At 64.0% G+C, this 19,132-nt stretch carries 36 protein-coding genes; 33 read left to right on the top strand and 3 right to left on the bottom strand.

Features of this window, described 5'->3' with window-relative positions; all coding sequences use genetic code 11:
• Positions 1–114: 114 nt before the first annotated feature.
• Genes AB0M74_RS33290 through AB0M74_RS33270 form a run of 5 tightly spaced genes read left to right on the top strand, consistent with a single transcriptional unit; the run spans position 115 to position 2,147 of the window.
• Entirely contained in the window at positions 115–429 is a 315-nt protein-coding gene (locus tag AB0M74_RS33290; protein ID WP_366530284.1) for a hypothetical protein, read from the top strand.
• Positions 426–794, top strand: a complete 369-nt coding sequence (locus AB0M74_RS33285) for a hypothetical protein (protein WP_366530283.1) — start codon at positions 426–428, stop codon at positions 792–794. The genes AB0M74_RS33290 and AB0M74_RS33285 overlap by 4 nt, the downstream gene beginning before the upstream one ends.
• Positions 791–1,141 carry a hypothetical protein gene (locus AB0M74_RS33280; RefSeq protein ID WP_366530282.1) on the top strand — a complete coding sequence of 117 codons (351 nt, stop codon included), beginning with the start codon at positions 791–793 and terminating at the stop codon, positions 1,139–1,141. The genes AB0M74_RS33285 and AB0M74_RS33280 overlap by 4 nt, the downstream gene beginning before the upstream one ends.
• A complete protein-coding gene (locus AB0M74_RS33275; RefSeq protein WP_366530281.1) occupies positions 1,138–1,821 on the top strand; it encodes a hypothetical protein in 684 nt (227 codons plus the stop codon). The genes AB0M74_RS33280 and AB0M74_RS33275 overlap by 4 nt, the downstream gene beginning before the upstream one ends.
• Positions 1,818–2,147 (top strand): hypothetical protein, encoded by a 330-nt coding sequence (locus AB0M74_RS33270; protein ID WP_366530280.1) that lies wholly within the window; start codon positions 1,818–1,820, stop codon positions 2,145–2,147. Before AB0M74_RS33275 ends, AB0M74_RS33270 begins: the two co-directional genes overlap by 4 nt.
• Before the next feature lie 126 nt (positions 2,148–2,273).
• On the opposite strand, the gene AB0M74_RS33265 is transcribed toward AB0M74_RS33270, so the two are convergent.
• The 3 genes from AB0M74_RS33265 to AB0M74_RS33255 all read right to left on the bottom strand — a co-directional run bounded on the left by AB0M74_RS33265 (position 2,274) and on the right by AB0M74_RS33255 (position 3,059).
• Positions 2,274–2,483, bottom strand: coding sequence for a hypothetical protein (locus AB0M74_RS33265; protein ID WP_366530279.1), 210 nt, complete (start codon positions 2,481–2,483; stop codon positions 2,274–2,276).
• Positions 2,480–2,779: a hypothetical protein gene (locus AB0M74_RS33260; RefSeq protein WP_366530278.1), complete on the bottom strand. Its 300-nt coding sequence runs from the start codon at positions 2,777–2,779 to the stop codon at positions 2,480–2,482. The genes AB0M74_RS33265 and AB0M74_RS33260 overlap by 4 nt, the downstream gene beginning before the upstream one ends.
• Before the next feature lie 73 nt (positions 2,780–2,852).
• On the bottom strand, positions 2,853–3,059 hold the full coding sequence (locus AB0M74_RS33255) for a hypothetical protein (RefSeq protein ID WP_366530277.1): 207 nt from the start codon (positions 3,057–3,059) through the stop codon (positions 2,853–2,855).
• A gap of 124 nt (positions 3,060–3,183) precedes the next feature.
• Between AB0M74_RS33255 and AB0M74_RS33250 the strand changes: the two genes are divergently transcribed.
• The 28 genes from AB0M74_RS33250 (at position 3,184) to AB0M74_RS33115 (ending at position 19,120) form a co-directional block, all read left to right on the top strand.
• Positions 3,184–3,402 carry a hypothetical protein gene (locus AB0M74_RS33250; protein WP_366530276.1) on the top strand — a complete coding sequence of 73 codons (219 nt, stop codon included), beginning with the start codon at positions 3,184–3,186 and terminating at the stop codon, positions 3,400–3,402.
• Between the two features lie 204 nt (positions 3,403–3,606).
• A complete protein-coding gene (locus tag AB0M74_RS33245; protein ID WP_366530275.1) occupies positions 3,607–4,356 on the top strand; it encodes a hypothetical protein in 750 nt (249 codons plus the stop codon).
• Positions 4,353–4,883 (top strand): hypothetical protein, encoded by a 531-nt coding sequence (locus AB0M74_RS33240; protein WP_366530274.1) that lies wholly within the window; start codon positions 4,353–4,355, stop codon positions 4,881–4,883. Before AB0M74_RS33245 ends, AB0M74_RS33240 begins: the two co-directional genes overlap by 4 nt.
• Positions 4,880–5,293, top strand: coding sequence for a DUF6221 family protein (locus AB0M74_RS33235; RefSeq protein WP_366530273.1), 414 nt, complete (start codon positions 4,880–4,882; stop codon positions 5,291–5,293). The genes AB0M74_RS33240 and AB0M74_RS33235 overlap by 4 nt, the downstream gene beginning before the upstream one ends.
• 166 nt (positions 5,294–5,459) lie before the next feature.
• The gene (locus tag AB0M74_RS33230; protein WP_366530272.1) at positions 5,460–5,636 is read left to right on the top strand and encodes a hypothetical protein; all 177 of its coding nucleotides are present in this window, start codon (positions 5,460–5,462) and stop codon (positions 5,634–5,636) included.
• Positions 5,633–5,797 (top strand): hypothetical protein, encoded by a 165-nt coding sequence (locus tag AB0M74_RS33225; RefSeq protein ID WP_366530271.1) that lies wholly within the window; start codon positions 5,633–5,635, stop codon positions 5,795–5,797. The genes AB0M74_RS33230 and AB0M74_RS33225 overlap by 4 nt, the downstream gene beginning before the upstream one ends.
• Positions 5,794–6,000 (top strand): hypothetical protein, encoded by a 207-nt coding sequence (locus AB0M74_RS33220; RefSeq protein ID WP_366530270.1) that lies wholly within the window; start codon positions 5,794–5,796, stop codon positions 5,998–6,000. The genes AB0M74_RS33225 and AB0M74_RS33220 overlap by 4 nt, the downstream gene beginning before the upstream one ends.
• The gene (locus AB0M74_RS33215) at positions 5,997–6,227 is read left to right on the top strand and encodes a hypothetical protein (RefSeq protein ID WP_366530269.1); all 231 of its coding nucleotides are present in this window, start codon (positions 5,997–5,999) and stop codon (positions 6,225–6,227) included. The genes AB0M74_RS33220 and AB0M74_RS33215 overlap by 4 nt, the downstream gene beginning before the upstream one ends.
• Positions 6,224–6,385: a hypothetical protein gene (locus tag AB0M74_RS33210; RefSeq protein ID WP_366530268.1), complete on the top strand. Its 162-nt coding sequence runs from the start codon at positions 6,224–6,226 to the stop codon at positions 6,383–6,385. The genes AB0M74_RS33215 and AB0M74_RS33210 overlap by 4 nt, the downstream gene beginning before the upstream one ends.
• Positions 6,382–6,615 carry a hypothetical protein gene (locus AB0M74_RS33205; protein ID WP_366530267.1) on the top strand — a complete coding sequence of 78 codons (234 nt, stop codon included), beginning with the start codon at positions 6,382–6,384 and terminating at the stop codon, positions 6,613–6,615. Before AB0M74_RS33210 ends, AB0M74_RS33205 begins: the two co-directional genes overlap by 4 nt.
• Positions 6,612–6,809, top strand: a complete 198-nt coding sequence (locus AB0M74_RS33200; protein WP_366530266.1) for a hypothetical protein — start codon at positions 6,612–6,614, stop codon at positions 6,807–6,809. The genes AB0M74_RS33205 and AB0M74_RS33200 overlap by 4 nt, the downstream gene beginning before the upstream one ends.
• The gene (locus tag AB0M74_RS33195; RefSeq protein WP_366530265.1) at positions 6,806–6,982 is read left to right on the top strand and encodes a hypothetical protein; all 177 of its coding nucleotides are present in this window, start codon (positions 6,806–6,808) and stop codon (positions 6,980–6,982) included. Before AB0M74_RS33200 ends, AB0M74_RS33195 begins: the two co-directional genes overlap by 4 nt.
• Before the next feature lie 564 nt (positions 6,983–7,546).
• Positions 7,547–8,035 (top strand): hypothetical protein, encoded by a 489-nt coding sequence (locus AB0M74_RS33190; RefSeq protein WP_366530264.1) that lies wholly within the window; start codon positions 7,547–7,549, stop codon positions 8,033–8,035.
• A gap of 508 nt (positions 8,036–8,543) precedes the next feature.
• On the top strand, positions 8,544–9,065 hold the full coding sequence (locus AB0M74_RS33185; protein WP_366530263.1) for a hypothetical protein: 522 nt from the start codon (positions 8,544–8,546) through the stop codon (positions 9,063–9,065).
• On the top strand, positions 9,062–9,439 hold the full coding sequence (locus AB0M74_RS33180) for a hypothetical protein (RefSeq protein WP_366530262.1): 378 nt from the start codon (positions 9,062–9,064) through the stop codon (positions 9,437–9,439). The genes AB0M74_RS33185 and AB0M74_RS33180 overlap by 4 nt, the downstream gene beginning before the upstream one ends.
• 339 nt (positions 9,440–9,778) lie before the next feature.
• Positions 9,779–10,081: a GIY-YIG nuclease family protein gene (locus AB0M74_RS33175; RefSeq protein WP_366530261.1), complete on the top strand. Its 303-nt coding sequence runs from the start codon at positions 9,779–9,781 to the stop codon at positions 10,079–10,081.
• Between the two features lie 106 nt (positions 10,082–10,187).
• Complete coding sequence (locus AB0M74_RS33170; RefSeq protein ID WP_366530260.1) at positions 10,188–10,406, top strand: hypothetical protein; 219 nt, start codon at positions 10,188–10,190, stop codon at positions 10,404–10,406.
• A gap of 707 nt (positions 10,407–11,113) precedes the next feature.
• Positions 11,114–11,341 (top strand): hypothetical protein, encoded by a 228-nt coding sequence (locus tag AB0M74_RS33165; RefSeq protein ID WP_366530259.1) that lies wholly within the window; start codon positions 11,114–11,116, stop codon positions 11,339–11,341.
• 280 nt (positions 11,342–11,621) lie between these two features.
• The gene (locus tag AB0M74_RS33160) at positions 11,622–11,960 is read left to right on the top strand and encodes a hypothetical protein (protein WP_366530258.1); all 339 of its coding nucleotides are present in this window, start codon (positions 11,622–11,624) and stop codon (positions 11,958–11,960) included.
• Positions 11,960–12,187 carry a hypothetical protein gene (locus AB0M74_RS33155; protein ID WP_366530257.1) on the top strand — a complete coding sequence of 76 codons (228 nt, stop codon included), beginning with the start codon at positions 11,960–11,962 and terminating at the stop codon, positions 12,185–12,187. The genes AB0M74_RS33160 and AB0M74_RS33155 overlap by 1 nt, the downstream gene beginning before the upstream one ends.
• Positions 12,184–12,612 (top strand): AAA family ATPase, encoded by a 429-nt coding sequence (locus AB0M74_RS33150; protein WP_366530256.1) that lies wholly within the window; start codon positions 12,184–12,186, stop codon positions 12,610–12,612. The genes AB0M74_RS33155 and AB0M74_RS33150 overlap by 4 nt, the downstream gene beginning before the upstream one ends.
• Positions 12,612–12,941, top strand: coding sequence for an HNH endonuclease signature motif containing protein (locus tag AB0M74_RS33145; protein ID WP_366530255.1), 330 nt, complete (start codon positions 12,612–12,614; stop codon positions 12,939–12,941). Before AB0M74_RS33150 ends, AB0M74_RS33145 begins: the two co-directional genes overlap by 1 nt.
• 123 nt (positions 12,942–13,064) lie before the next feature.
• A complete protein-coding gene (locus tag AB0M74_RS33140) occupies positions 13,065–13,508 on the top strand; it encodes a hypothetical protein (protein WP_366530254.1) in 444 nt (147 codons plus the stop codon).
• 347 nt (positions 13,509–13,855) lie between these two features.
• Positions 13,856–15,127, top strand: a complete 1,272-nt coding sequence (locus AB0M74_RS33135) for a terminase (protein ID WP_366530253.1) — start codon at positions 13,856–13,858, stop codon at positions 15,125–15,127.
• Between the two features lie 8 nt (positions 15,128–15,135).
• Entirely contained in the window at positions 15,136–16,623 is a 1,488-nt protein-coding gene (locus tag AB0M74_RS33130) for a phage portal protein (RefSeq protein WP_366530252.1), read from the top strand.
• Positions 16,620–17,594 carry a hypothetical protein gene (locus AB0M74_RS33125; protein ID WP_366530251.1) on the top strand — a complete coding sequence of 325 codons (975 nt, stop codon included), beginning with the start codon at positions 16,620–16,622 and terminating at the stop codon, positions 17,592–17,594. The genes AB0M74_RS33130 and AB0M74_RS33125 overlap by 4 nt, the downstream gene beginning before the upstream one ends.
• Before the next feature lie 14 nt (positions 17,595–17,608).
• Positions 17,609–18,370, top strand: a complete 762-nt coding sequence (locus AB0M74_RS33120; protein ID WP_366530250.1) for a hypothetical protein — start codon at positions 17,609–17,611, stop codon at positions 18,368–18,370.
• 12 nt (positions 18,371–18,382) lie between these two features.
• Positions 18,383–19,120, top strand: a complete 738-nt coding sequence (locus tag AB0M74_RS33115) for a head decoration protein (RefSeq protein ID WP_366530249.1) — start codon at positions 18,383–18,385, stop codon at positions 19,118–19,120.
• Positions 19,121–19,132 lie beyond the last annotated feature (12 nt).

Here is a 19,132-nt window from a genome sequence, read left to right as displayed (position 1 = left end):
TGAAGAAGGACGGGACTCTGCGTCACCACGGCGGACCGATCCCTTCGGGCCACTACTACCGCTCCTACTGCTGTGCTGGCGTAGGCGAACTGCCGACCGAGAAGGCGGGCACCGATGCCTGAGAACACCAGTGACGAGCTGATCGCTGCGATCGACCTCGTGAACGAAGCCTTGAAAGCCAGCGGACAGGAGGCTTCCAAGCAACTCGTACTGTTTCGCCGCGACCTCACTGCACGCGCCGACTGCGACCTCGCGATCGGTCGATCGTTCGCGGCAGCGTGGGATAAACATCTGGATTCCGCTGGCATCGCTCACGATGAGCGAGTCACGCCGACACCGTTGCTCGCCGGGCGCTTGATTCGGGCTGCGGTCGAATCCGCCGGGGCCAGTATCACGCCGCCGATCGGGGCAGGGAAGGGCACCGAATGAGCGAGACCCGAGAAGTGCTGGCCCAGCTCATCACCGAAGCGGTTGCTATCGCAGCCGAGACCAGCGCGGGCATCAATCCCGAGTTCGACGGGCAGATCGTCATCGATTGGCAACATGGCCTGCCCGACCTTGTGGCGGCGCTGGATTCATTGGCCCTGGTTGTCCCGCGTTCGGAGATCGTCGGCACCGAGTACGGGTGGCGTCGTGGACCCTCAGCGAATGTGCGGCTGGCCCGGTCGCGGGCGAGTGCCATTGAGCAGGCTGCGGATTCGCGCTCGGCAGGTGGCGTATGGGCTGCATCGGAAGCTGTCGAGCACGTCATCGCGTGGTCGGTTATCCCGCTCCCCGAGGAGGGGGAGCAGTGACACAGAAGCGCCGTGCACCATCCGCGCAGAATGGCCCATCACGAACATGCCAGCTGTGCAAGCGCACCTACGTTGATGAGACCGCCGAGATCTGGCAGCGGGCACGCACCCGCGCGACCGCGGCTGGGCAGACCGCATACGGTCGCATCGGCTCAGTAGACGACCACATCGTTGACGTGCTGCCGATCAATGCGCATGTGCGCTGGTGGCATCGCCGGCGCTGCTTCTGCGGTTGCGGCCAGTGGAGTACGCACTCGCTGGTCGCTAACGGTTTGGCGATGTCCAGCGGCTGCGAGATACAGATGCGCCGTTTCGCGAAAGAGCATCGAGGAGGTACGCAGAGATGACCGACCTGATTGCCAAGGGGCGGAGGCTCCTCGCTGCGGCAACGCCTGGCCCGTGGGATGTTGATCCTCACGCCCATCGCGAGAAGGGCTGTCGCTGCCTGTGCTGCCACGATGACGCGACGGTCACGCAGACGACGAACATGCTGTCGTGTGACGACTTTCCGGTGCCCGATGGCCGTGATCAGGAGCGGTGTGAACAGGCGGGGTACAGCTATCCGGACGCCGAGCTGATCGTGTGGATGCGCAACAACCTGCCCGGCTTGCTCGACGAGTTGGAGACCTGGCGGTCTCTGGCCCGGGACCGCAAGGACGATCTCGCTATTGCCCAGGCGAGTATCGACGAGTTGGAGGCGTGGAAGACCAACGCCGAGATCACTCTTGCCGAGGACAAGCGGTGGATCGACCGGGCCAATGCAGAACTGGAGGCGGCGCAGCGTCCCCCACTTGGGAACGGAGGTGCGCCCGCGCTGGCGGATTTCCAGCGCTACCTCACCGCTCATCAGTGGCTTCCCGGTAATCCGGGACCAGTCGGGACGCTGTGGACGAAGGGCGATGTCCGTATCGGCGTGCCGCACGGGCTGAACGAGCACAACGTTTTGGGGGTGCTCGAAAGGCTCGCCCGGGCGGAGCAGCGCACCGTTTGGGCTGTCATCGCTGAGATCCGGGAGGTGCAGCTGTGACCCCAGAGGAGATCAGGGCCGCGTACGTCGAGACCTTGGCGCGGTCCCGCTACGAACGCACACGTGTTGCGATGAACTACCCGATGAACATGCCGCCTTGGGATGACGAACCGGGGGAGCCGTACAAGCAAGGCGGCATAACGGTGTTGCAGGTCGGCGCCTTCGACCCTCGTCGTCGTCACCGAGTACAGGCAGGGATAGACGCTGATGCTCTCGCTGCGGCTGGGCTGCTGCCGACCGGGGTGGAGGGTCGCTACATCGGTCGGGGGTTGTTGCGGCGCACGAGGTTCGTCGGGCCGTGGCGGGAACCGGCGGAGTCCGAGTGAGCACGGGTAGGGCGTGAGGGCCGCAACCTTTCCGGATGGTTGCGGCCCTACGCCTTTGGGCTGGGCGCGGGGAACAGCGTTGGTCCCCACTCGCACACGTCGTTGTGGCTGGCCCCGGAAGCAGGTCTAGTCGTCGATCGCCCGCGTCATCCGGGATGCGCGGCCGACGCTGGCGTAGCGCACACCGCCTGCGGCGGTGGTCAGCTTGTAGCAGTCGCCATAGAGGACGGCGACCGTCCAAACCGTAGGGGTGTTGTCCAGGTGGACGCGGTCGCCGACTCGGAACTTGTATTTCACCCGAATTCCGAACCGCTGCTTTCCGTCCGGCTCGCTCATTTGATCTCTCCGGACAATTCGGGGAAGACCAGGCGCACGCGGTCAGCAACAGACGCGCGATGGCCGTCCCATTCGTCGGCGAAATCTTCGCCCCAGACTTCTTTTGAGTTTCCGTATTCTGCGCAGTGGTCGCGGGCCAGCTTCAACGCGGCATCGCGTGAGCCGGGCAGGTCGTCGTCGTAATCGATGGTCCTGTGGGCGATGCGGTCGATGAGTTCGTTCACGTCGAAGTCGAATCGCGCGCGGATAGTGAACATGCGCGTGCCGCTGCGGCGCAGGGTGGGCTTTGCGCTCATCGGATTCTCCTGTCGGGGTTTGGGTTCTAGTGGTCAGTCCCGCGCCCACTCGGGGTGGGCGCGAAGCAAACGACTAGTCCTTGGGGCTGCGCCGGATCAAGGTGAGCTTGTAGACCTCGTCGGGGCCGATGAGTTTCGCCGGGCAGTCTCGCTGGGTCTGGGTTGCGAGGTAGAGGAGGTAATTGTCGGCATTCGGCCTGGGGGTTGCCCACACCTTCCATTCGGCCCGGCCCCTGCCAATACGGACGATGTCGCCGCGGGTGATGTCGGTGGTGGTCATCGGTATCTCCTTGCCGTTCCTGCTGATAACTCAAGTATGACACCCTAGGGAGGCAATTGCAACCCTCGGGTGTCATGAAGTAACCTAGGGGAGGCAATGTAACCCGAGGGATACCATCCCTCGCATGGACGACCTGGAGGAGGCCATGGCAAAGCTCGACCGGCTACGCGAGAAACGCGAGAATGCCGAGAAGGAGTACCGGAACGCGCTCCACGATGAGCATGAGTGGATTCGCAAGATCCTGCGCCTCGGCCCACACGGCATCCAGGCAAAGCTGGTCGACCGCACGGGCTACTCCCGGCAGCACCTCGACCGGATCAGGAGAGGAAAGACCAGTGGCTGAAGACGTCAGCACCATCCGTCCCGCTGCCCCGGGTGAGTACTGCACCTGTGGCCGCCCTGCCGTCGAGGTGTTCATCACTGAGCGTTGGGGTGAGACCGGGTACTGCGGTCTATCCGATGGCGGCCAACAAGGTCCGTGCCATTGGTGTGGCAGTACCGAGGAATCCCACGGGCGGTGCCCGCAATACCGGATACGGGAGGAAGCATGAGCCGCATCTATTTCCACTCGCCTAGCGAGACTGTCGAGGTGCTCGGCAGTGAGCGGGCGCACCTTGGGCTCTTTACTCATGAGGCGAGCATCGGGTTCCTGCTAGGTGCCGTGGGAGAGTTTCGCCTCAAGAAGGTGCTTCACCCGAGCAGCATGGCCTACGAGGTGGTCACCGCTCGGACCAGCTATCGGATGCTGTCGACCGCGCTCGGAACCTTTGGCGATCGCGAGCCCGCGTTCTTACACAACGGTGAACGGGTCGACCATTGGGAGTTGCTGCTCAACACTCTGATCTTGCTCGGCAACGACAGTGTGCGTCTTGCTGCCAGGGTTCATGCACAGTGTGAGATCCACGGTTACGTCGAGGGTGAGGATCGGGTGTGGCTCGCTGGGCTGGTTCGCGGCGCGCGTACTGATGGGGTGTTCAGGGACGGGATGGGCTGGGAGTCCGTGATCGCTCTGCTGGAGTCCCGTGCTGACGAACCTGTGGTCATGTCCTACAGCGTGTGCGACGGCTTCCCGAACGACACTGCAACTACATGGGTGCCGCCAGAGAACGACCCTGACAGGGAAGCCTGGTATGAGCTGTCACACGAGGAGCAGTGGCGTACGGGCATGGAGTGGCTGCGTGAGCATGGGGGGTGTCTACAGCCAGGCAAGTGGTCCGACTACCGGTTCGGGCACAACTTGACCGTGATGGATCTGGCCACACAGCCAGCGACCGCGACAGGCGGCGTAAAGCCATGACCGAACGTGATGGAGCCGAGGCGCGTCTCGCCGAGGCGAGGGAGCAGCTACGCGCAGCCGAGGAGGAGTACCGCCGTGTCGTGCCGTGTGAACACGGCACCGTGACCACCTCCGACGGCGAGCGGTTCCACTGCTTCCATTGCGGTACAGAACTCCCGGACCCGCGCGGCTGCCAACATCGGCGCATCAACAACGACGCCGAGCAGTGCACCGCCTGCGGAGAAAAGATGCTCGAAGTCCGCAAACGTGAGCGGACAGTGCTCAGCGCCCCTAACGCGGCGGCCTGCACCAACCCGGAGTGCAGCGGGGATGTCGAGGACCCGAATTGCGGCAACCCGTCCGGTGCATACACCCCGGACCTCTCGCAGCAGCGTGAGGTAGTGATCGCGGTGGACTACACCTACCGGTGTGAGCGCTGCCGCAACGAGGGCACGGTGTTCACGGAAGGCAATCTGCCGATCTGGGACTGCGGCCGTGACCATCGGGGTGACAGTGTGCCTGTTCGCGCTGGTGAGGTGGCGTCGTGACCGCTGATGCTCTGTCCCGCCTGACGGCTGGCCTGGAACGCGACGCACAGCTTGCGCAGGCGACAGGTGTAGATAAGCCGCCTGGCGAGCACACTTGGGTGTACGCCGAAGGGCGTATATCCAGCACCAACGAATACGGAGCCCTCAGGGCCGAGGTTCACTATCCGCCAAATGGGCCACACATCGCCCGCCATGACCCTGCCCGTGTCCTGCGGTACGTGGAAGCGATACGGCGGGTGATCGCGCGTCGGCAACGGGTGATCGATTTGTTCCGTGAGTCCGCTGCGGCGGGTGATGTCGACGCGGTTGAGCAGATCGTCGTGACCGCCATCATGGCCGCCCACAACGAGATCATCGCGGACCTGGCCTCCATCTACACCGAGGACGCCCACGAGACGGAGGCACCGTGAGCGACACCGAAACGCGTATCGTGAAATGCGACTGCCCGAGGAACGAGGCGGGCGATATTCGTTGCCATACGTGCGGCGAGCGGGTGAACCAGCGGTGCTGGAATTGCGGCACGCCGCGCGGCGAAGGCACTTGCCCGAATCCTGTTGCCGACGAGACGGAGACACCATGAGTTGGCTCGAGGTGTTCGACGAGTCTCGCCAGTGGACGCGCGAGGAGATTCGGGAGGCGCGGTTGCGGCCATGGACCGAAGACACGGCAGTCCTCGAGGATGAGGCGCTCACCGTGCTGCCGTTCCAGCGAGTGTGGTTGAACGACTGGACGTGCGGAGGTTCGACGCCATGAGCGACAGCGGGTTCTGGATCGGTGACCGGATCGAGTACGACCCAGCCGACTACGGTGTCGCGCTGCCGCCTGTCCCGCCTGGGATCGAGCTGGAGTGGTCCAGAGATCCCGCACCGGACTGGGAGGTCACCATCGGCGAGGCGGGAGGGGCGAACCCATGAGCCAGACATGGACGGGGCTTTTGGTTAACGACCCTGGAGACGATCAGGACTACGTCTACTTCGAGGCCGAGACCATTCAAGAAGCCGCTGATCAAGCGCGCGCCAAGTTCCGCCACAGAGGGTGGGCTGAGGTGACAATCTCGGGTGACGGTGAGTGGTTGGTGGTCGCGCTCGATGATGACGAGGCAGGAGGACCGCAATGAGCGAGCAGCCATACGTAATCCCCCGCCATTGGCTGGACCGCGCGGAGTCGGGCGGGCAGAGCCTGGAGACGACCGCCATTCTCGCCGGGTGGCAGGCCGCCAGACAGGCAGGCATGCAGCAGGCTGAGGTCAGCGACGCGATCGTCATAGCTGCCCTAGACGCGGTATTGGCCACGCTGAGGCAGGCGGGAGCCCCGAAGGTCGAGGCGGGAGGATCAAACCCATGAGCGCCACGCGGCCCACAGTCGACCAGATCGCCGACGCAGTGCACCGCATCATGTCCTTGCCGAATCCGATCACGGGCACCGACGGTTACGACGAGGTTATCCGCCGCGCACTCGGCGGACCGGTCCCACCGCCGAAGGATGGAGGATCAACCCCATGAGCGAGGATCTTCGGCCGCGACTTATTCGAGTGCTGGCCCAAATGCACGAAGCTCATGCGGCACGGCTGCGGTTGCAGGCGCAGATGATCGAGACAGCCGCAACATTCAGGGCTTTCGCCAACGCGTATCAGTCCGGGTTCGACGATGCACTCGCCGACCACCCGGACCTCGCCGAGGTGAACGTGATGCTGGATGGCTTCTACGCTGAGGCTGGAGGATCAGGCACATGAGCGACGAGACCCGTTACGTAGTCGGCTTTGTCGCTGACGGACAGTTCGTTTCTGCGGGCTACGAGCCAGTGGACAGCACGACCAGCCTCGATGAGGCGCGCGAGGACTTGCTGATGTGGCAGGAGGATTGGCCAGGCCCCAACTGGGGCGTGTACCGCCTGGCGAAGGTTGAGGAGGAGGGATCAAACCCATGAGTGAACAGGGCTGGACGCTCTCCCAGATCCAAGGGTTGCGCGAGCACATCGACATACAGGCGCGGTTCTATCGGATCGAGCATGAGCACAGGATGCGACAGATCATCGGAGATGACGTGTACGAGTTCATGTTCGGCGGCGGCTCGAGTTCTACCCCGACCGGAGGAGAATAGAACCATGACCGAGTGCGAGAAGTGCATCCGCGCCCAGGATCGACGTGACCCGATGGGTGCCGCATCACGTGCCCGGATGCGAGCCCTGATCGCGCACCTCCCGAAAGAGCAGTTGTGGTCGCTCCCGGACGATGAGCCCGGCCTGGCGTGTATCGATTGCCCCGCCTGTGGTGGGCACTGGTTGGTGAGTGTGGGCGAGCGGTGGTGCGCGAAATGTGCATGGGAGTTGGGCCAAGTCGAGCGCCACACGGGGCCGCCCGTGCAGACTGGTTGGAAGATAGGCGATCTCGTGCAGCATGGATTGACGACCGGCAGGGTGAGCTACATCGATCCGTCCGGGTTCGTAGACATCCTAAGCGCTGGCTGGACTGTGCGCGTGGACGATCCGGCCGAACTGGTGGCGCTGCGCGGCGGCTCGAGTTCTACCCCATAACCGGGTACCGTCACCCGGCCCGGCGGGTACCCGGGGGTTTGGGTCTAATAAGCGGTATTGTCTAATCGTGTGATGACTGCTACAGTTCTCGGTATCGGAAACGTAAGCGATACCGAAAATGGGGAGCAATCATGAACCGCATCAACATCTACGCCACCGACGAATTCAACGGCGAGCGCACTCTCGAAGGCTGGTTCGACCTGGACAAGGCCGACGAGTTCCCTCAGTGCACCCGGTGGGACGGGAACAACAACGTCTCCCTCGTGACCGATAACCCGTTCGAGCATGAGCGTCTGTATCGCACAGCCAAAGGGAGATGGGTCATCCAGCGATACTCGGATCGGCAGGGCAGGGAGACGACCTATAAATTCGTGACGCCCGACCGCGCCCGGGAGTGGCTGCTGATCAACGGCCGCGACACGGACGTCGCTGATTTCTTTGGCGTGGCAGAGCCGGAGCGTGGCCCTGGCCGCCCCGAGGTCGGCGCTCCGATCAACGTACGCCTTGAGGCCGACCTGCTTAGTCGCGTCGATACCTATGCCGCAAGTGAAGGCATCGCGCGCGCCGCTGCGATCCGCCAGTTGCTCGCCACCGCGCTTGCCGCTCCGTCGGCAGGGTAAAAGGACCGCCGCCGGTGAACTAAGGCCATCCCTCGCCGGGGTGGCCTTAGTTGTGTCCAGCACCGCCTTTCGTGTCCAGTGGACTGTCCAACAGCTCGCGCCCATCCCGCTGGAGCTTGTAGCGTTGCACCCGCTTCCGGCGTATTACCCCTGAGATCGCATTGACACAGCCGAGCAAGGGGTGGTGGGGTGCCTGTTCCCGCAGGCCCCCACCTTCGCGCGTGTGTGTTCGAACACCTGTGCGCGGCGGCTCGAGATAAAAGTCGAAAACCACTAGACTGGCAACAGTTCGGCTATTTCCCCGGGTCAAAGCGAGGTTGCGGTGTCCGACACTCCAGAGCATCAATGCCGACAGGGCCGCCGCTGCAAAGCCAGGATCCGCGACACTTCCGGCGCATTCCATGGGGCAGGCGTAGAACGACCACGCTCACTGTGCAGGCCATGCGAGGAGTACGCGTTCGATGCGATCGGCCAACTCAACGCCGACTACAGCGCTCTTACGGCCGCGATGTGCGAAGAGCGTTCCGCCACCGCCGACCCGAAAGTGTCAGGCAGCACAGAACTGCCCATCCCCATCCCGCTCGGTATCGACTCGCTCATCACCGAGTTCAACGAGGAAGCCGCTCGCTGGTCCCGCCGTTTGCAAGGAGACGACCCCTACTCGGTTGACGCCTGCCTGACGAAGATCTGTGTGCACCTCGGAACGATCGTCGATATGCCCGAGCGGCAATTCACGATCTGGGCACCACATCCCGACGGCGGCGATGGCTTCACCACGACACTCCTGGACGGGGTGGATGGCATCCTGCGTTTGGCGAGGCTGCATCACCGGGCGCAGGCGCTGCTGGGCGTAGTCGAGACCACCACCTTTCTCTCGGACCCGTGCCCGCATTGCGCCCGTAAAGCGCTCGCGGTATCGAAGGATCAGGAGCGCGTGACTTGCAAAGGCTGCCGCATCGTTTGGGACAAAAGCCACTTCGCGTTGCTGAGCAACGTTCTGGACTTCGAGCGAAAGACCGTCGCGGCGTGAAAGATCCATGGCCGTTCCCGGAGGACACTCAGCTTGAGCGGGCGCGGCGGATCACGCAGTCCTACCGCTCCGTGGTGATGACCCTCGATCCAGAGCACTGCCGCCGACTCGATGAACGCGCCGTGGAGCTGGGGCAGGCGTGGGTGAGGCCGATAGAGACCGACGTCGCCGACCTCGATGAGCTGCTGACACCGGAGCAGATCGCGGGAATCTTGTCGGTGATGCCGGGTACCGTCAGGAAATGGGGTGAGCGTGGCCATATCGAGAATCTCGGACAGAATCGCGCACCGATGTTCCGGTTGCGGGACGTGATCGACTATTGCGCGCGAGCACGTCAAGCGCGCCAACGTGACAAGAGCCGACGCGACGCGTAGCGTCACGCACCAGGGAGAAGTATGCCCATCGACAGCGGACATGCCCGTTACCGTCTGACTCCCGAGTTCTGCTGCGCTAGAGACTGTGATGCGCCGAGTGTTATAGCGAGCCGCAGCACCCCGCTTTGTGAACGCCATATCATCCAGGCGCACCGAGAGATCGGCGAGTTCATCCGGACTCGAAGCGAGATGGCCCGGCCGGATCAATTCGAGGCCATCCCTAAGCCGTTCGGCATCTGCCCGTCATGCGACTTCGTGTTCCTCATCCGCGACCGCGTGTCGGGTGATGTGAAATGCCGCGACGGAGGGTGTGGCTTCACTGCCAGTAAGAGCGAATTCTTGAAACTGTGCGACCAGCGCGCGCGGAAGATGACCGAGCACGACGAGGTCGTCTACTACATCCGATTCGGCGACCGTGTGAAGATCGGCACTACCAAGAACCTCGAAAAGCGGCTGATCGCCATCCCGCACGACGAGGTGCTGGCGACCGAGCCGGGTGGGCTCTACGTCGAGCAACAGCGACACAAGCAGTTCGCTCACATTCGGGTGCATCACGAATGGTTCGACCTGACACCGGAGTTGTCCGAGCACATCTCGGCGGTCCGAGCGCGGGCGACCTCGGCCGCGCCCACCGCCCCATAATCTCCCGTAGCGCGCTGTCCAGAGGTCCGACGCCTCGCTGTCACTCCCTACCCTGATCCGGGGAGCTAAGCGCGCTACGGGGCCAACCTGACCGGGCAAGGAGCCAATGATGCCCGCCGCGATCGACGTTCGAGCCGAAGTCGACCTCGCCGAGATCATCCTGCGCTCGATCTTCGTCTACCTCGGCATCCCAGAGCAGCCCGATTCTTTCTGGGAAGACATGGCAGCTGAGCTCACAGCCGAATTCGGGGAGTACGCCGCTATGTACCTGAACGCCTTTGCGGTGATGGCGGACTGGACACAACCGACTATCGAGGAGTCCTGATGGACCTGTACGCCGTTATCGACAAGATCCTCGCCCCACTGGCCGAGGACATCCAGCTGGCCTACGACCACTTCGCGAACGCACGGGAGTCCTGATGCCCTGCTTCGCCGCTTGGATCCACTCCCTTTGCACTCCTGCACCCCTCCATGGCCTGGAGGCCGTGCACATGGCGCCCATGTCGGAGTGGTCGTGGTGAGCGCGTCTACATCAAACCCGCATATCCGGCACCGCGACGTCCATCGTGACCGCCCGATCAAGTCCTGGTTCTGCTGCGCCCGAGTCCAGCTCGGCGGTATCGGCATGAACGAGTGCAACGAGTGCGGCGAGCCATGGCCCTGCCCATCGGCGGCAACCAATGCGTAAGTTCTTGGCAGGCCGCCTGATCCGCTTGGCTCACCGTCTTTCCCCGCCACGAGTGACGGAATCGCCGGTCGCTGCGATGTCAGCGACCATCGCGGGCGCGGTCGCTGAAGCTGCGCGCCGTGAATCCCGAGAGTGGAACTGATGGCCTCGATCGCCGCCCACATCGTGGTCGGTCGCCCCGAACCTTCCGGCACCTGCACACGCTGTAACCACGCCACCTACCGGTTCGGGCTGGTCGCCCTGCTCCCTACTGGTGTCTGCCCGGCAGGGGAGGTAACAGCGTGCCCGCAATGCGACACCGCGCGGGACGTGGTGCGGGAGCGGCTCATTCGAGGATGGAACTGATGCCTGATATCGCCAAGCTCGTAACTCTCGACCTGGCCGCGAAGAAGCTGTACATCGACGGCGCCGAGTTCCCGTGGTGGATTAGTGAAGAGGGCCCCACCTTCGGCCCGCTGACCGACCCCAGGGATGTACGCCGAGTCACGCTCACGATCCTGGCCGACGACGTCGAGATCATCCCGGAAGGTGCGGAGAAAATGCAGGCCGCATCGGAGGCGACTGATGATTGACCGCCTCGACGTGCTGTGGCTCCGCCTCGTCTGGTACGTCATGGCCCGCCTCGGCATCCGCTGAGGCTCACGTTTCCGCTGGTCGCACTCGATCAGCCGGTATGTTTCGCCCGATATGACTGATTGGAACCCAATGGCCGCCCTGCTTCCCCTGCTGTGGACCATCATCAGCTACAACGACTTCATGCTGCCCCGCCTGCTGTGGGGCGTGATCAGCACCGGATCGGCAAGCTGATGGCCGTCCACACTCAGCGTGGAAGTGCCCGAAGCTGCCTGACTAATGGCTAACGCGGTAATCGGAGCAATCTTCGCAACCCTTGTGCTCGGCATGCTCGGCGCGACAGTGGCCCTGCTCGCCAAGGAGCACAACGACTTCAAGCGGCGCCCCGTACCATTAGGCCCCGCGGTCCATATCCCACAACTGCACACCTGCGAACGATGCGGCGCAGACGTCGCCGGCGAACTGGACCACCCCAGCTACCCGAATCACCCGGCCGCCATCTGGGCAACACACGACGGCCAAACCCACTGCCTCTGCCGCGCCACCTGCGCCGTGGACTACGTGCACGAATGGGAAGCGCAGAACGCAGCCTCATCCGTCGGACAGCGGATGATGTGATGGCCGGCAATCCAGCACCAGCAGCCAAGCTTCGTGAGTACTGGGTCCACGGCGAAGGCGCAGTCAAGATCAAGTGGGGAACCGGCGGCGACTTCGACCGCTGCGTACGCCATCTCGGCAAGTATGTTCGCGACCCCAAGGGACTGTGCGCCGAGTACCACCATGACGCACTGGGCATCTGGCCAGCCACACACGCCAAGCAGGAACGCGCCAAGGGGCACCAGTGACCTACGTCCTGACTGTCATCACCGGGCCGCCAGCATCAGGCAAAACAACATATGTGCGTGACCACGCCCAACCCGGCGACATCGTCATAGACCTGGACGCGCTCGCTGTCGCTCTTGGTTCACCCGACGGCCACAACCATCCGCGCGCCATAGCTGCCGTCGCACAAGCGGCACGCACCGCGGCTATCGAGGCAGCAGCTTCCACACGCACACCAACATGGCTGATCCACACAGCACCCACACCGCAGCAGCTCGGCACTTACCGAGCACAGGGTGCGCGCATCATCACCGTCGACCCAGGTGAAGCAGCCACACGCGACCGCATCACCAACGAACGCACACCACAGGCTCAGCAAGTAGCCGACCACTGGTACACCGCCGGCATCCAAGCTGGCCACGCTGAAGTCCAACGTCGGTTCGGCTGATGCCCAAGGCTCCACGCCGTTGCCCCTCGCCGGGCTGCACCAACCTCATCAAGCACTCCGCCTACTGCGAAGACCACACCACCGCATGGGCTACCCCGAGCGGATGGCAGCGGCCGCCAGGGTGGGAGCGACTCAGGCAAGCGGTACTCGAGCGAGACAACTGGATCTGCTACCTGTGTGGCCGGCCTGGCGCTGACACCGCAGACCACGTCACGCCGGTCTATCAAGGCGGCGCGCACACCATGGCCAACCTGGCCGCAGTCCACGACCGCACACCCCCGCATTGCCATCGCACCAAGACCAACCAGGACCGACGCCGCGCCGGCTGACCCCCCAGGGGCGGGGACCCCCCTCCCGGGGTCCCAGGACGCATCGGAACGGCCTGCAGAATCCGATCTGTACGACCCGGAGGCTCTCGCCGGCATGGCGATCACCGGTGAAGGGAGGCCGTCATGGCCGCATCGAAGCCCTCGTCTGTGCGGGCCCGCAGGAACAAGACCTCGACCCGCGCGGTGTTGTCGGCGGTGGAAAACCCTGAGATCCCTGATCTGCCTGGTCATGTCGATTGGCATGAGGCGGTGCTGTCCTGGTGGGACGACTGCTGGTCGTCGCCGATGGCGCCGGAGTGGACCGAATCGGATCGACACACCCTGTTTCTGGCTGCGAGGTTGATGCAGCAGGTGTGGGATGAGCAGACCTCGCCGGCGTCGCGCGTGACCTCGGCGACGGAGGCGCGGCACCTGTTGCGCGAGTGTGGCCTTACGCCGATGGCGAGGCGTTCGTTGCAGTGGGAGATTGAGCGCGGGGAATCCGCCGCAGAGCGGACTTCGCAGCGGCGGACGGCGGCCCGTCCGAAGGCGGCGCCGGATCCGCGCCAGGCTTACGCCGCAGGCTGATGCAGCTGACCGTCCCCCCAATAGGGGGCGAGCCGAACCCGACACTGGGTGACCAGCTGTGCGCGTTCATCGAGGAACGCTGTGTCTACGGTCCTGGCAGCCTGAAAGGGCAGCCAGCGAAGCTGAACTCGGATCAACGGTTCGTGCTGTACCGGGCGTATGAGGTGTGGCCGAAGAGGCATCACCGCGCTGGTAAGCGGGTGTTCAACCGGTGCGGGATGTCGGTTCGGAAGGGGTCGGCGAAGACCGAGCTGATGGCGTGGGTGGCGTTCTGTGAACTGCACCCCGACGCGCCAGTTCGGTTCAACGGGTTCGAGCCTGATGGGACCCTTCGTCAGGGTCGTCCGGTGAAAGACCCGTACGTGCCGCTGATGGCGAACACCAAGGACCAGGTCGAGGAACTGGCTTACGGCGCGTTGATGGTGATTTGCGAGGAAGGCCCCGACGCGGACCTGTTCGACACCGGCCTGGATCGGATCATCCGCCTCGGCGCCGGTGGGGAAGCAGATGGCAAGGCGGTGCCGATCGCCGGTGCCCCGAACGCTCGAGACGGTGCGCGCACCACGTTCCAGGGCATCGACGAACCGCACCGCCTGTACCTGCCGAACCATAAGGCCGCGATCGAGACGATGATCGCGAACCTGCCGAAACGTCCGCTCGAAGATCCATGGATGTTCTCCTGCACCACCGCAGGGCAGCCGGGACAGAACTCGGTCGCCGAGGACGAGTACTTCGAGGCTGAGGCGATATTCCGCGGGCACGTGGAGAAGCCGACGTTCTTCTTCTTCCACAGGCAGGCATCCGACGGCTACGACATGTCCCGGTTCGATGACCGCGTGCAGGCCATCACCGAGGCGTCCGGGCCGGATGTCGCGGAGTGGTCGGACATCGAAGGTATTGCGGCGCAGTGGGATCGCCCGAAAGCGGACAAGACATACCTCGAGCGGGTGTGGTGCAACCGCTGGACGCAGATGGCGGCCCAGGCGTTCGATGTCAAGAAGTGGAACACCCTGGAGTTGATGGGGGAGTGCATCCCGCCGCGGTCGAGGGTGACGATCGGTTTCGACGGCGCCCGCATGCGGGACGCGACAGCGTTCGTTGCCACTGACATCGACACCGGCTTTCAGGAGCTGTGCGGGTTGTGGGAGCGGCCGGACGACGCTGACGACGACTGGGAAGTCCCGGAGGACGAGGTCACCGAGAAACTCGCGGAGTTGATGAAACGGTTTCGGGTGATGCGGATGTATTGCGATCCGCCGCACTGGAACAACACCGTCGGCGAGTGGTCGGTGACCTACCCGGACAAGGTGCAGGAGTGGTGGACCAACAGGCGCCGGCCGATGGTCACCGCGATCGGATCATTCACCGAGGCCATCGACACCGGCCGCATCTCCCACAACGGTGACCCGGATTTGGCCCGGCATATCGGGAATGCGGGGAGGCAGCCGATCAATCTGCTCGACGAGCGAGGCGAGCGGATGTGGATCCTCGGGAAGCTGCACCCTACACGCAAATTCGACGCCTGCATGGCAGCCATCTTGTCGTGGCAGGCGCGGATGGACTTTCAAGGCGAACCGCCGGCGAAGAAGCGCGGCCGTAGGGCCGCCAGGATCCGATAGGAGGCTCGGTGGAAGGCAAAGACCAGATCGGATCCGATGCCTGGTGGTTCGAGCAGCTGATGGCCGGATTCGATGCGCGCGTGCCGGATCAGTGGCGGCCTGTGGGGATGGATCCGGAGCCGACCGCTTACGAGACTCGCCGGGATCGACTGGAGCGGTTGTGGTCCTATCATGTCGGCCGGGCTCCTTTGCCACAGGTGGCTGTCGAGTACACGGAGATCTTCCGTGCGGTGATGCGTAAGGCGCGCTGCAACTACGCGGGCATGGCCGTGAACGCGATGCTGGACCGGATGGCGCTAGCCGGGGTGTCTACGGCGACCGACAACGATGTGGGTGGCGATGATCTGGCCGCGGAGATTTCCGAGGTGTCGAATCTGCCGACCACGATGAAAGACCTGTTCGCGTACCTGTTCGTGATGGGTGAGTCCTACGGCATGGTTATCCCCGCGAAGCCGGGGAGCGATGCGCGTCCGATGATTTCGGCATTGGATCCGCGCAACTGCATCGGCGACCCAGACCCCGACAACCCCACCATCTGCCGGGCCGTGGTGGTGCGTACGTGCGACCCGATCATGAAGGTCGAGCGAGCGATACTGTTCCTTCCTGGTCGGAAGCGTGTCGCGGCTCGGTCACTGGCCAGCGCGTACTCGGTGAACATGCTGAAGTGGGAATGGGAGGGTGAACCCGAAAAGGTCGAGGGCATAGACCAATTGGGCGGCATCCCCATCGTCAGATTCGACAACGCGTACGGCATGGGCGAGTTCGAAGGCCACGTCGATCTGCTGGATCGCATCAACGACACCACCCTCCAACGGATCGTGGTGACCTGGTATCAAAGTTTCCGGCAGCGCGGCGTGATCGGTGATCTCGAAGGCGACACCGATGACGATTCCGACGATGCCGAACCGATGACCCTGGAGGAATTCCAAGACATCTTCCGTGCCGACCCTGGTGCCATGTGGCGGGTACCGGCCGGTGTCCAGTTCTGGGAGTCCGGGCAGGCCGACCTCGGACCGATCATCAACGCGAAACGCGACGACGTGAAGGAATTCGCGGCCGTCACCTCCACCCCACTGCATCTGATCACTCCCGACAGCGCGAACCAGTCCGCTGAGGGCGCGTCGTTGATGCGGGAAGGGCACACCGCGAAGGTGCGGGACCGCCGCGAACGAGTACAGCCGCGGGTGAAACTGTTGCTGCGGATGGCGTTCGCGCTCGCGGGCGACCCGCGGCGCGGCAACAAGATCCAAATCCAGTGGGGCAGCCTGCAAGACAACTCCCTCGCCGATCAGGGTTCAGCGACAGCACAGGCGCGCGGTGTCCTGTCCCTGCGGAACATCCTGGTCAACATCTGGGGGATGACACCCACCGAGGCGGAACAGAACATCACCGAGTTGACCGCCGAGCAACTACTCGCCTTGGCCACCACAGCTACTCAGCCGCCCGCGAACACTACTCAGCCCATGCCGAATAGCACTCAACCTGTCTCGGCATGACGCAGCCCCAGAGCAACGATTACACGAAAGCTCTGGCCGAGGCCGCGGCTCTCTATGCGGTTGCTAAGGCTGCACCGGAACCGTTGGACGCGATCGCCGCGACCGCTCGGGCGACGGTGCAAGCCTCACAGTTGGTGCAGCTGACGGTGACGCAGAAGATCCTCGCGTTGTGGAAGCGCACCAACCCCTACGACGACCGCGCCGTCGCGGCGTTCGCGGCCGCCGCCGGCCGGGAGATGATTCCTGCACAACAAGTGGTGGCCCGGCTGACCGCGGCCGCCCGCACCGAGCAACTGCGAATGTCGGGTGTTCGAGTCACGATCACACCCCGAGTCCCCGACAACGTGCGCAGCGCGGCCCCGGACGGGAAGCTGGTGCGGCGCCCACGGTCCGAGGTCCAGTACGAGGACGGAAACCGGCACGTCACGCAGGCATCGTCGAACACGAACCGAGTGTTCGTCAGGGTCGCAGACAATTTTCGATACACACGCTCCCGCAGCGATCAAGCCACCGCCAACACGGCGGCGGAGCGGCGCATCGAAACCCTGGTCGACGGCAACATGCAGGTCGTTCGGTCGCACGTCGAGTTCCAGTCGATGCAGCAAGCCGTAGACCTCGACCGCCCGATCATCGGGTACCGGCGCATCATCCACCCCGAGCTCTCTATGGGCGGCGTGTGCGGCATGTGCGTCGTCGCCGCGGATCGCATCTATAAGACCGCGGAGTTGAAGGCGATCCATCTCCGGTGCAAATGCGCGGTGCTCGAGGTGTTCGAAGACTACGACCCGGGGCATCAGCTCAACAGCAAAGACCTGGCCGCCTTGTATGAGGCCGCTGGCGGCAGCACGCGCAAGCAGCTGAAACGCACCCGATACAAGATCGTCGACCACGCTGAACTCGGCCCGATGCTGACGCCCGTCAAAGGCTCGCCAGTGCCGTACTTCCCCGCCGACGTGCTGGTTCCCGCATAAACGTTCCGCCATCCATGGCGGCGGCCCCGACATGGGGCAATCCACCTTCCCGACAGGGAGATCCGATGCCTGACCTGATCCATCCCGTCACCGGTCTGCGTGCGCTCGGCATGGGCAAGCGTGGCCCGATTTGGCCAATTCTCGGTGGCTCGGAGGACAACCCTCCAGCCGATCCGCCTGTTGATGATGCGCCCGCCGGCGAAACCCCGGCTTCCGGTAAGGGATTCCCGCAGGGCGTCCCCGTCGCGGACATGACCGCAGAAGAACAGGCCGCCTACTTCAAGCACTACGCACGCAAGCACGAGGGCGCAGTGAAGGCGTACAACGGGGTCACTCCGAAGCAGGTCGCCGAAATGGCCGACCGGATCAAAGCTTTGGAAACCGAGAAGTTGACCGACTCCGAAAAGGCGGTCGAGACAGCGAAAGCTGAGGCCGCTGAAGCTGCACGCGCTGCGGCGGAGGCCGATTGGAAACCGCGGCTGTTGACCTCGGAACTGAAAGCGGTCGCCGGAACCATCCTCGACAAAGAGCAGCTCGCCTCGTTCATGGAGATCGCTGCGGTCGAGAAGTTCGCCAAGGACGACGGGACGATCGACGAAGACAAGGTGATGGGCCACCTCACGGCCATCTACGGGCAGCCCCGCCAGTTCGGTGCCGGTCTGCCGCAGCACCTCAACTGGGGCCAGCACGGCACCCCACCGCCCGCGCCGTCAGGCGTCGCCATGGGCAAAGCCGAAGCCGCAAAGCGGTTCGGCACCAACAAGACCAATCTATAAGGAGGCTTCGGTATGTCCACGGACATTTCGTTGCAGACGTTCACCTACCAGGTGGACAACAAGCAGTGGCTACTCTCGCGCCACGGCACCGACTACACCCCGAACGTGACTCTGGATATCAGCCTGTTCACGGCCGCCAACGCGTCCGAGGTGCAGACTGTGACCATCACCGGCAGCCCGGGCGGCGGCACATTCACCCTCACCTACGCCGGGCAGACCACCGGCACCATCGCCTACAACGCCGCGGCGAGCGTCGTGCAGACCGCGCTGATTGCGCTGTCGAACATCGGTGCCTCGGATGTGTCGGTGAGCGGTAGCGCCGGCGGCCCTTACACGGTCACCTTCTCCGGTGCTCTCGCGTCGCAGAACGTCGCCCAGATGACCGCCAGCGGTGCAGGTCTCACCGGTGGTAGCTCGCCGGGCGTCACGGTTGCCACCGCGACCGGTGGTGTTGTCGGCCACTACGTCAACGGCTACATCCCGTCCGGTTGCGTGATCGGGAAGGTCACCGCGACCGGTCGTTTCGGCCCTTACGACGACGGTGCCAGCGATGGCCGTGAGGTGGCTTACGGCATCACCTTCGCCCCCGTGCGTGTGATCCGCGAAAACGGCAGCACCGCTACGAAGGTCGGAACCGGTGCGCTGGTCCTCGGCGTCGTGTCGGCGAGCAAGCTGCCGTTCCAGACGGGGCCGGGGTCGATCGACGCCAACGGCCGAACTGACCTGAAGAACATTCGGTTCGAGGCGTAAGGGAGAGCTGGA

Source organism: Nocardia sp. NPDC051463 (assembly GCF_040681975.1).
Taxonomy (GTDB): Bacteria; Actinomycetota; Actinomycetes; order Mycobacteriales; family Mycobacteriaceae; genus Nocardia.
The sequence above is the reverse complement of the archived record's forward strand: the minus strand, read 5'-3'. Positions and strand labels throughout refer to the sequence as shown.

Coding starts and splice junctions, on each gene's coding strand:
- AB0M74_RS33290 (WP_366530284.1), top strand. CDS start 115: ATGCCTGAGAACACCAGTGACGAGCTGATCGCTGCGATCGACCTCGTG.
- AB0M74_RS33285 (WP_366530283.1), top strand. CDS start 426: ATGAGCGAGACCCGAGAAGTGCTGGCCCAGCTCATCACCGAAGCGGTT.
- AB0M74_RS33275 (WP_366530281.1), top strand. CDS start 1,138: ATGACCGACCTGATTGCCAAGGGGCGGAGGCTCCTCGCTGCGGCAACG.
- AB0M74_RS33265 (WP_366530279.1), bottom strand. CDS start 2,483: ATGAGCGAGCCGGACGGAAAGCAGCGGTTCGGAATTCGGGTGAAATAC.
- AB0M74_RS33260 (WP_366530278.1), bottom strand. CDS start 2,779: ATGAGCGCAAAGCCCACCCTGCGCCGCAGCGGCACGCGCATGTTCACT.
- AB0M74_RS33255 (WP_366530277.1), bottom strand. CDS start 3,059: ATGACCACCACCGACATCACCCGCGGCGACATCGTCCGTATTGGCAGG.
- AB0M74_RS33250 (WP_366530276.1), top strand. CDS start 3,184: ATGGACGACCTGGAGGAGGCCATGGCAAAGCTCGACCGGCTACGCGAG.
- AB0M74_RS33245 (WP_366530275.1), top strand. CDS start 3,607: ATGAGCCGCATCTATTTCCACTCGCCTAGCGAGACTGTCGAGGTGCTC.
- AB0M74_RS33240 (WP_366530274.1), top strand. CDS start 4,353: ATGACCGAACGTGATGGAGCCGAGGCGCGTCTCGCCGAGGCGAGGGAG.
- AB0M74_RS33230 (WP_366530272.1), top strand. CDS start 5,460: ATGAGTTGGCTCGAGGTGTTCGACGAGTCTCGCCAGTGGACGCGCGAG.
- AB0M74_RS33225 (WP_366530271.1), top strand. CDS start 5,633: ATGAGCGACAGCGGGTTCTGGATCGGTGACCGGATCGAGTACGACCCA.
- AB0M74_RS33220 (WP_366530270.1), top strand. CDS start 5,794: ATGAGCCAGACATGGACGGGGCTTTTGGTTAACGACCCTGGAGACGAT.
- AB0M74_RS33215 (WP_366530269.1), top strand. CDS start 5,997: ATGAGCGAGCAGCCATACGTAATCCCCCGCCATTGGCTGGACCGCGCG.
- AB0M74_RS33210 (WP_366530268.1), top strand. CDS start 6,224: ATGAGCGCCACGCGGCCCACAGTCGACCAGATCGCCGACGCAGTGCAC.
- AB0M74_RS33205 (WP_366530267.1), top strand. CDS start 6,382: ATGAGCGAGGATCTTCGGCCGCGACTTATTCGAGTGCTGGCCCAAATG.
- AB0M74_RS33200 (WP_366530266.1), top strand. CDS start 6,612: ATGAGCGACGAGACCCGTTACGTAGTCGGCTTTGTCGCTGACGGACAG.
- AB0M74_RS33195 (WP_366530265.1), top strand. CDS start 6,806: ATGAGTGAACAGGGCTGGACGCTCTCCCAGATCCAAGGGTTGCGCGAG.
- AB0M74_RS33190 (WP_366530264.1), top strand. CDS start 7,547: ATGAACCGCATCAACATCTACGCCACCGACGAATTCAACGGCGAGCGC.
- AB0M74_RS33185 (WP_366530263.1), top strand. CDS start 8,544: ATGTGCGAAGAGCGTTCCGCCACCGCCGACCCGAAAGTGTCAGGCAGC.
- AB0M74_RS33170 (WP_366530260.1), top strand. CDS start 10,188: ATGATGCCCGCCGCGATCGACGTTCGAGCCGAAGTCGACCTCGCCGAG.
- AB0M74_RS33165 (WP_366530259.1), top strand. CDS start 11,114: ATGCCTGATATCGCCAAGCTCGTAACTCTCGACCTGGCCGCGAAGAAG.
- AB0M74_RS33160 (WP_366530258.1), top strand. CDS start 11,622: ATGGCTAACGCGGTAATCGGAGCAATCTTCGCAACCCTTGTGCTCGGC.
- AB0M74_RS33155 (WP_366530257.1), top strand. CDS start 11,960: ATGGCCGGCAATCCAGCACCAGCAGCCAAGCTTCGTGAGTACTGGGTC.
- AB0M74_RS33145 (WP_366530255.1), top strand. CDS start 12,612: ATGCCCAAGGCTCCACGCCGTTGCCCCTCGCCGGGCTGCACCAACCTC.
- AB0M74_RS33140 (WP_366530254.1), top strand. CDS start 13,065: ATGGCCGCATCGAAGCCCTCGTCTGTGCGGGCCCGCAGGAACAAGACC.
- AB0M74_RS33125 (WP_366530251.1), top strand. CDS start 16,620: ATGACGCAGCCCCAGAGCAACGATTACACGAAAGCTCTGGCCGAGGCC.
- AB0M74_RS33120 (WP_366530250.1), top strand. CDS start 17,609: ATGGCGGCGGCCCCGACATGGGGCAATCCACCTTCCCGACAGGGAGAT.
- AB0M74_RS33115 (WP_366530249.1), top strand. CDS start 18,383: ATGTCCACGGACATTTCGTTGCAGACGTTCACCTACCAGGTGGACAAC.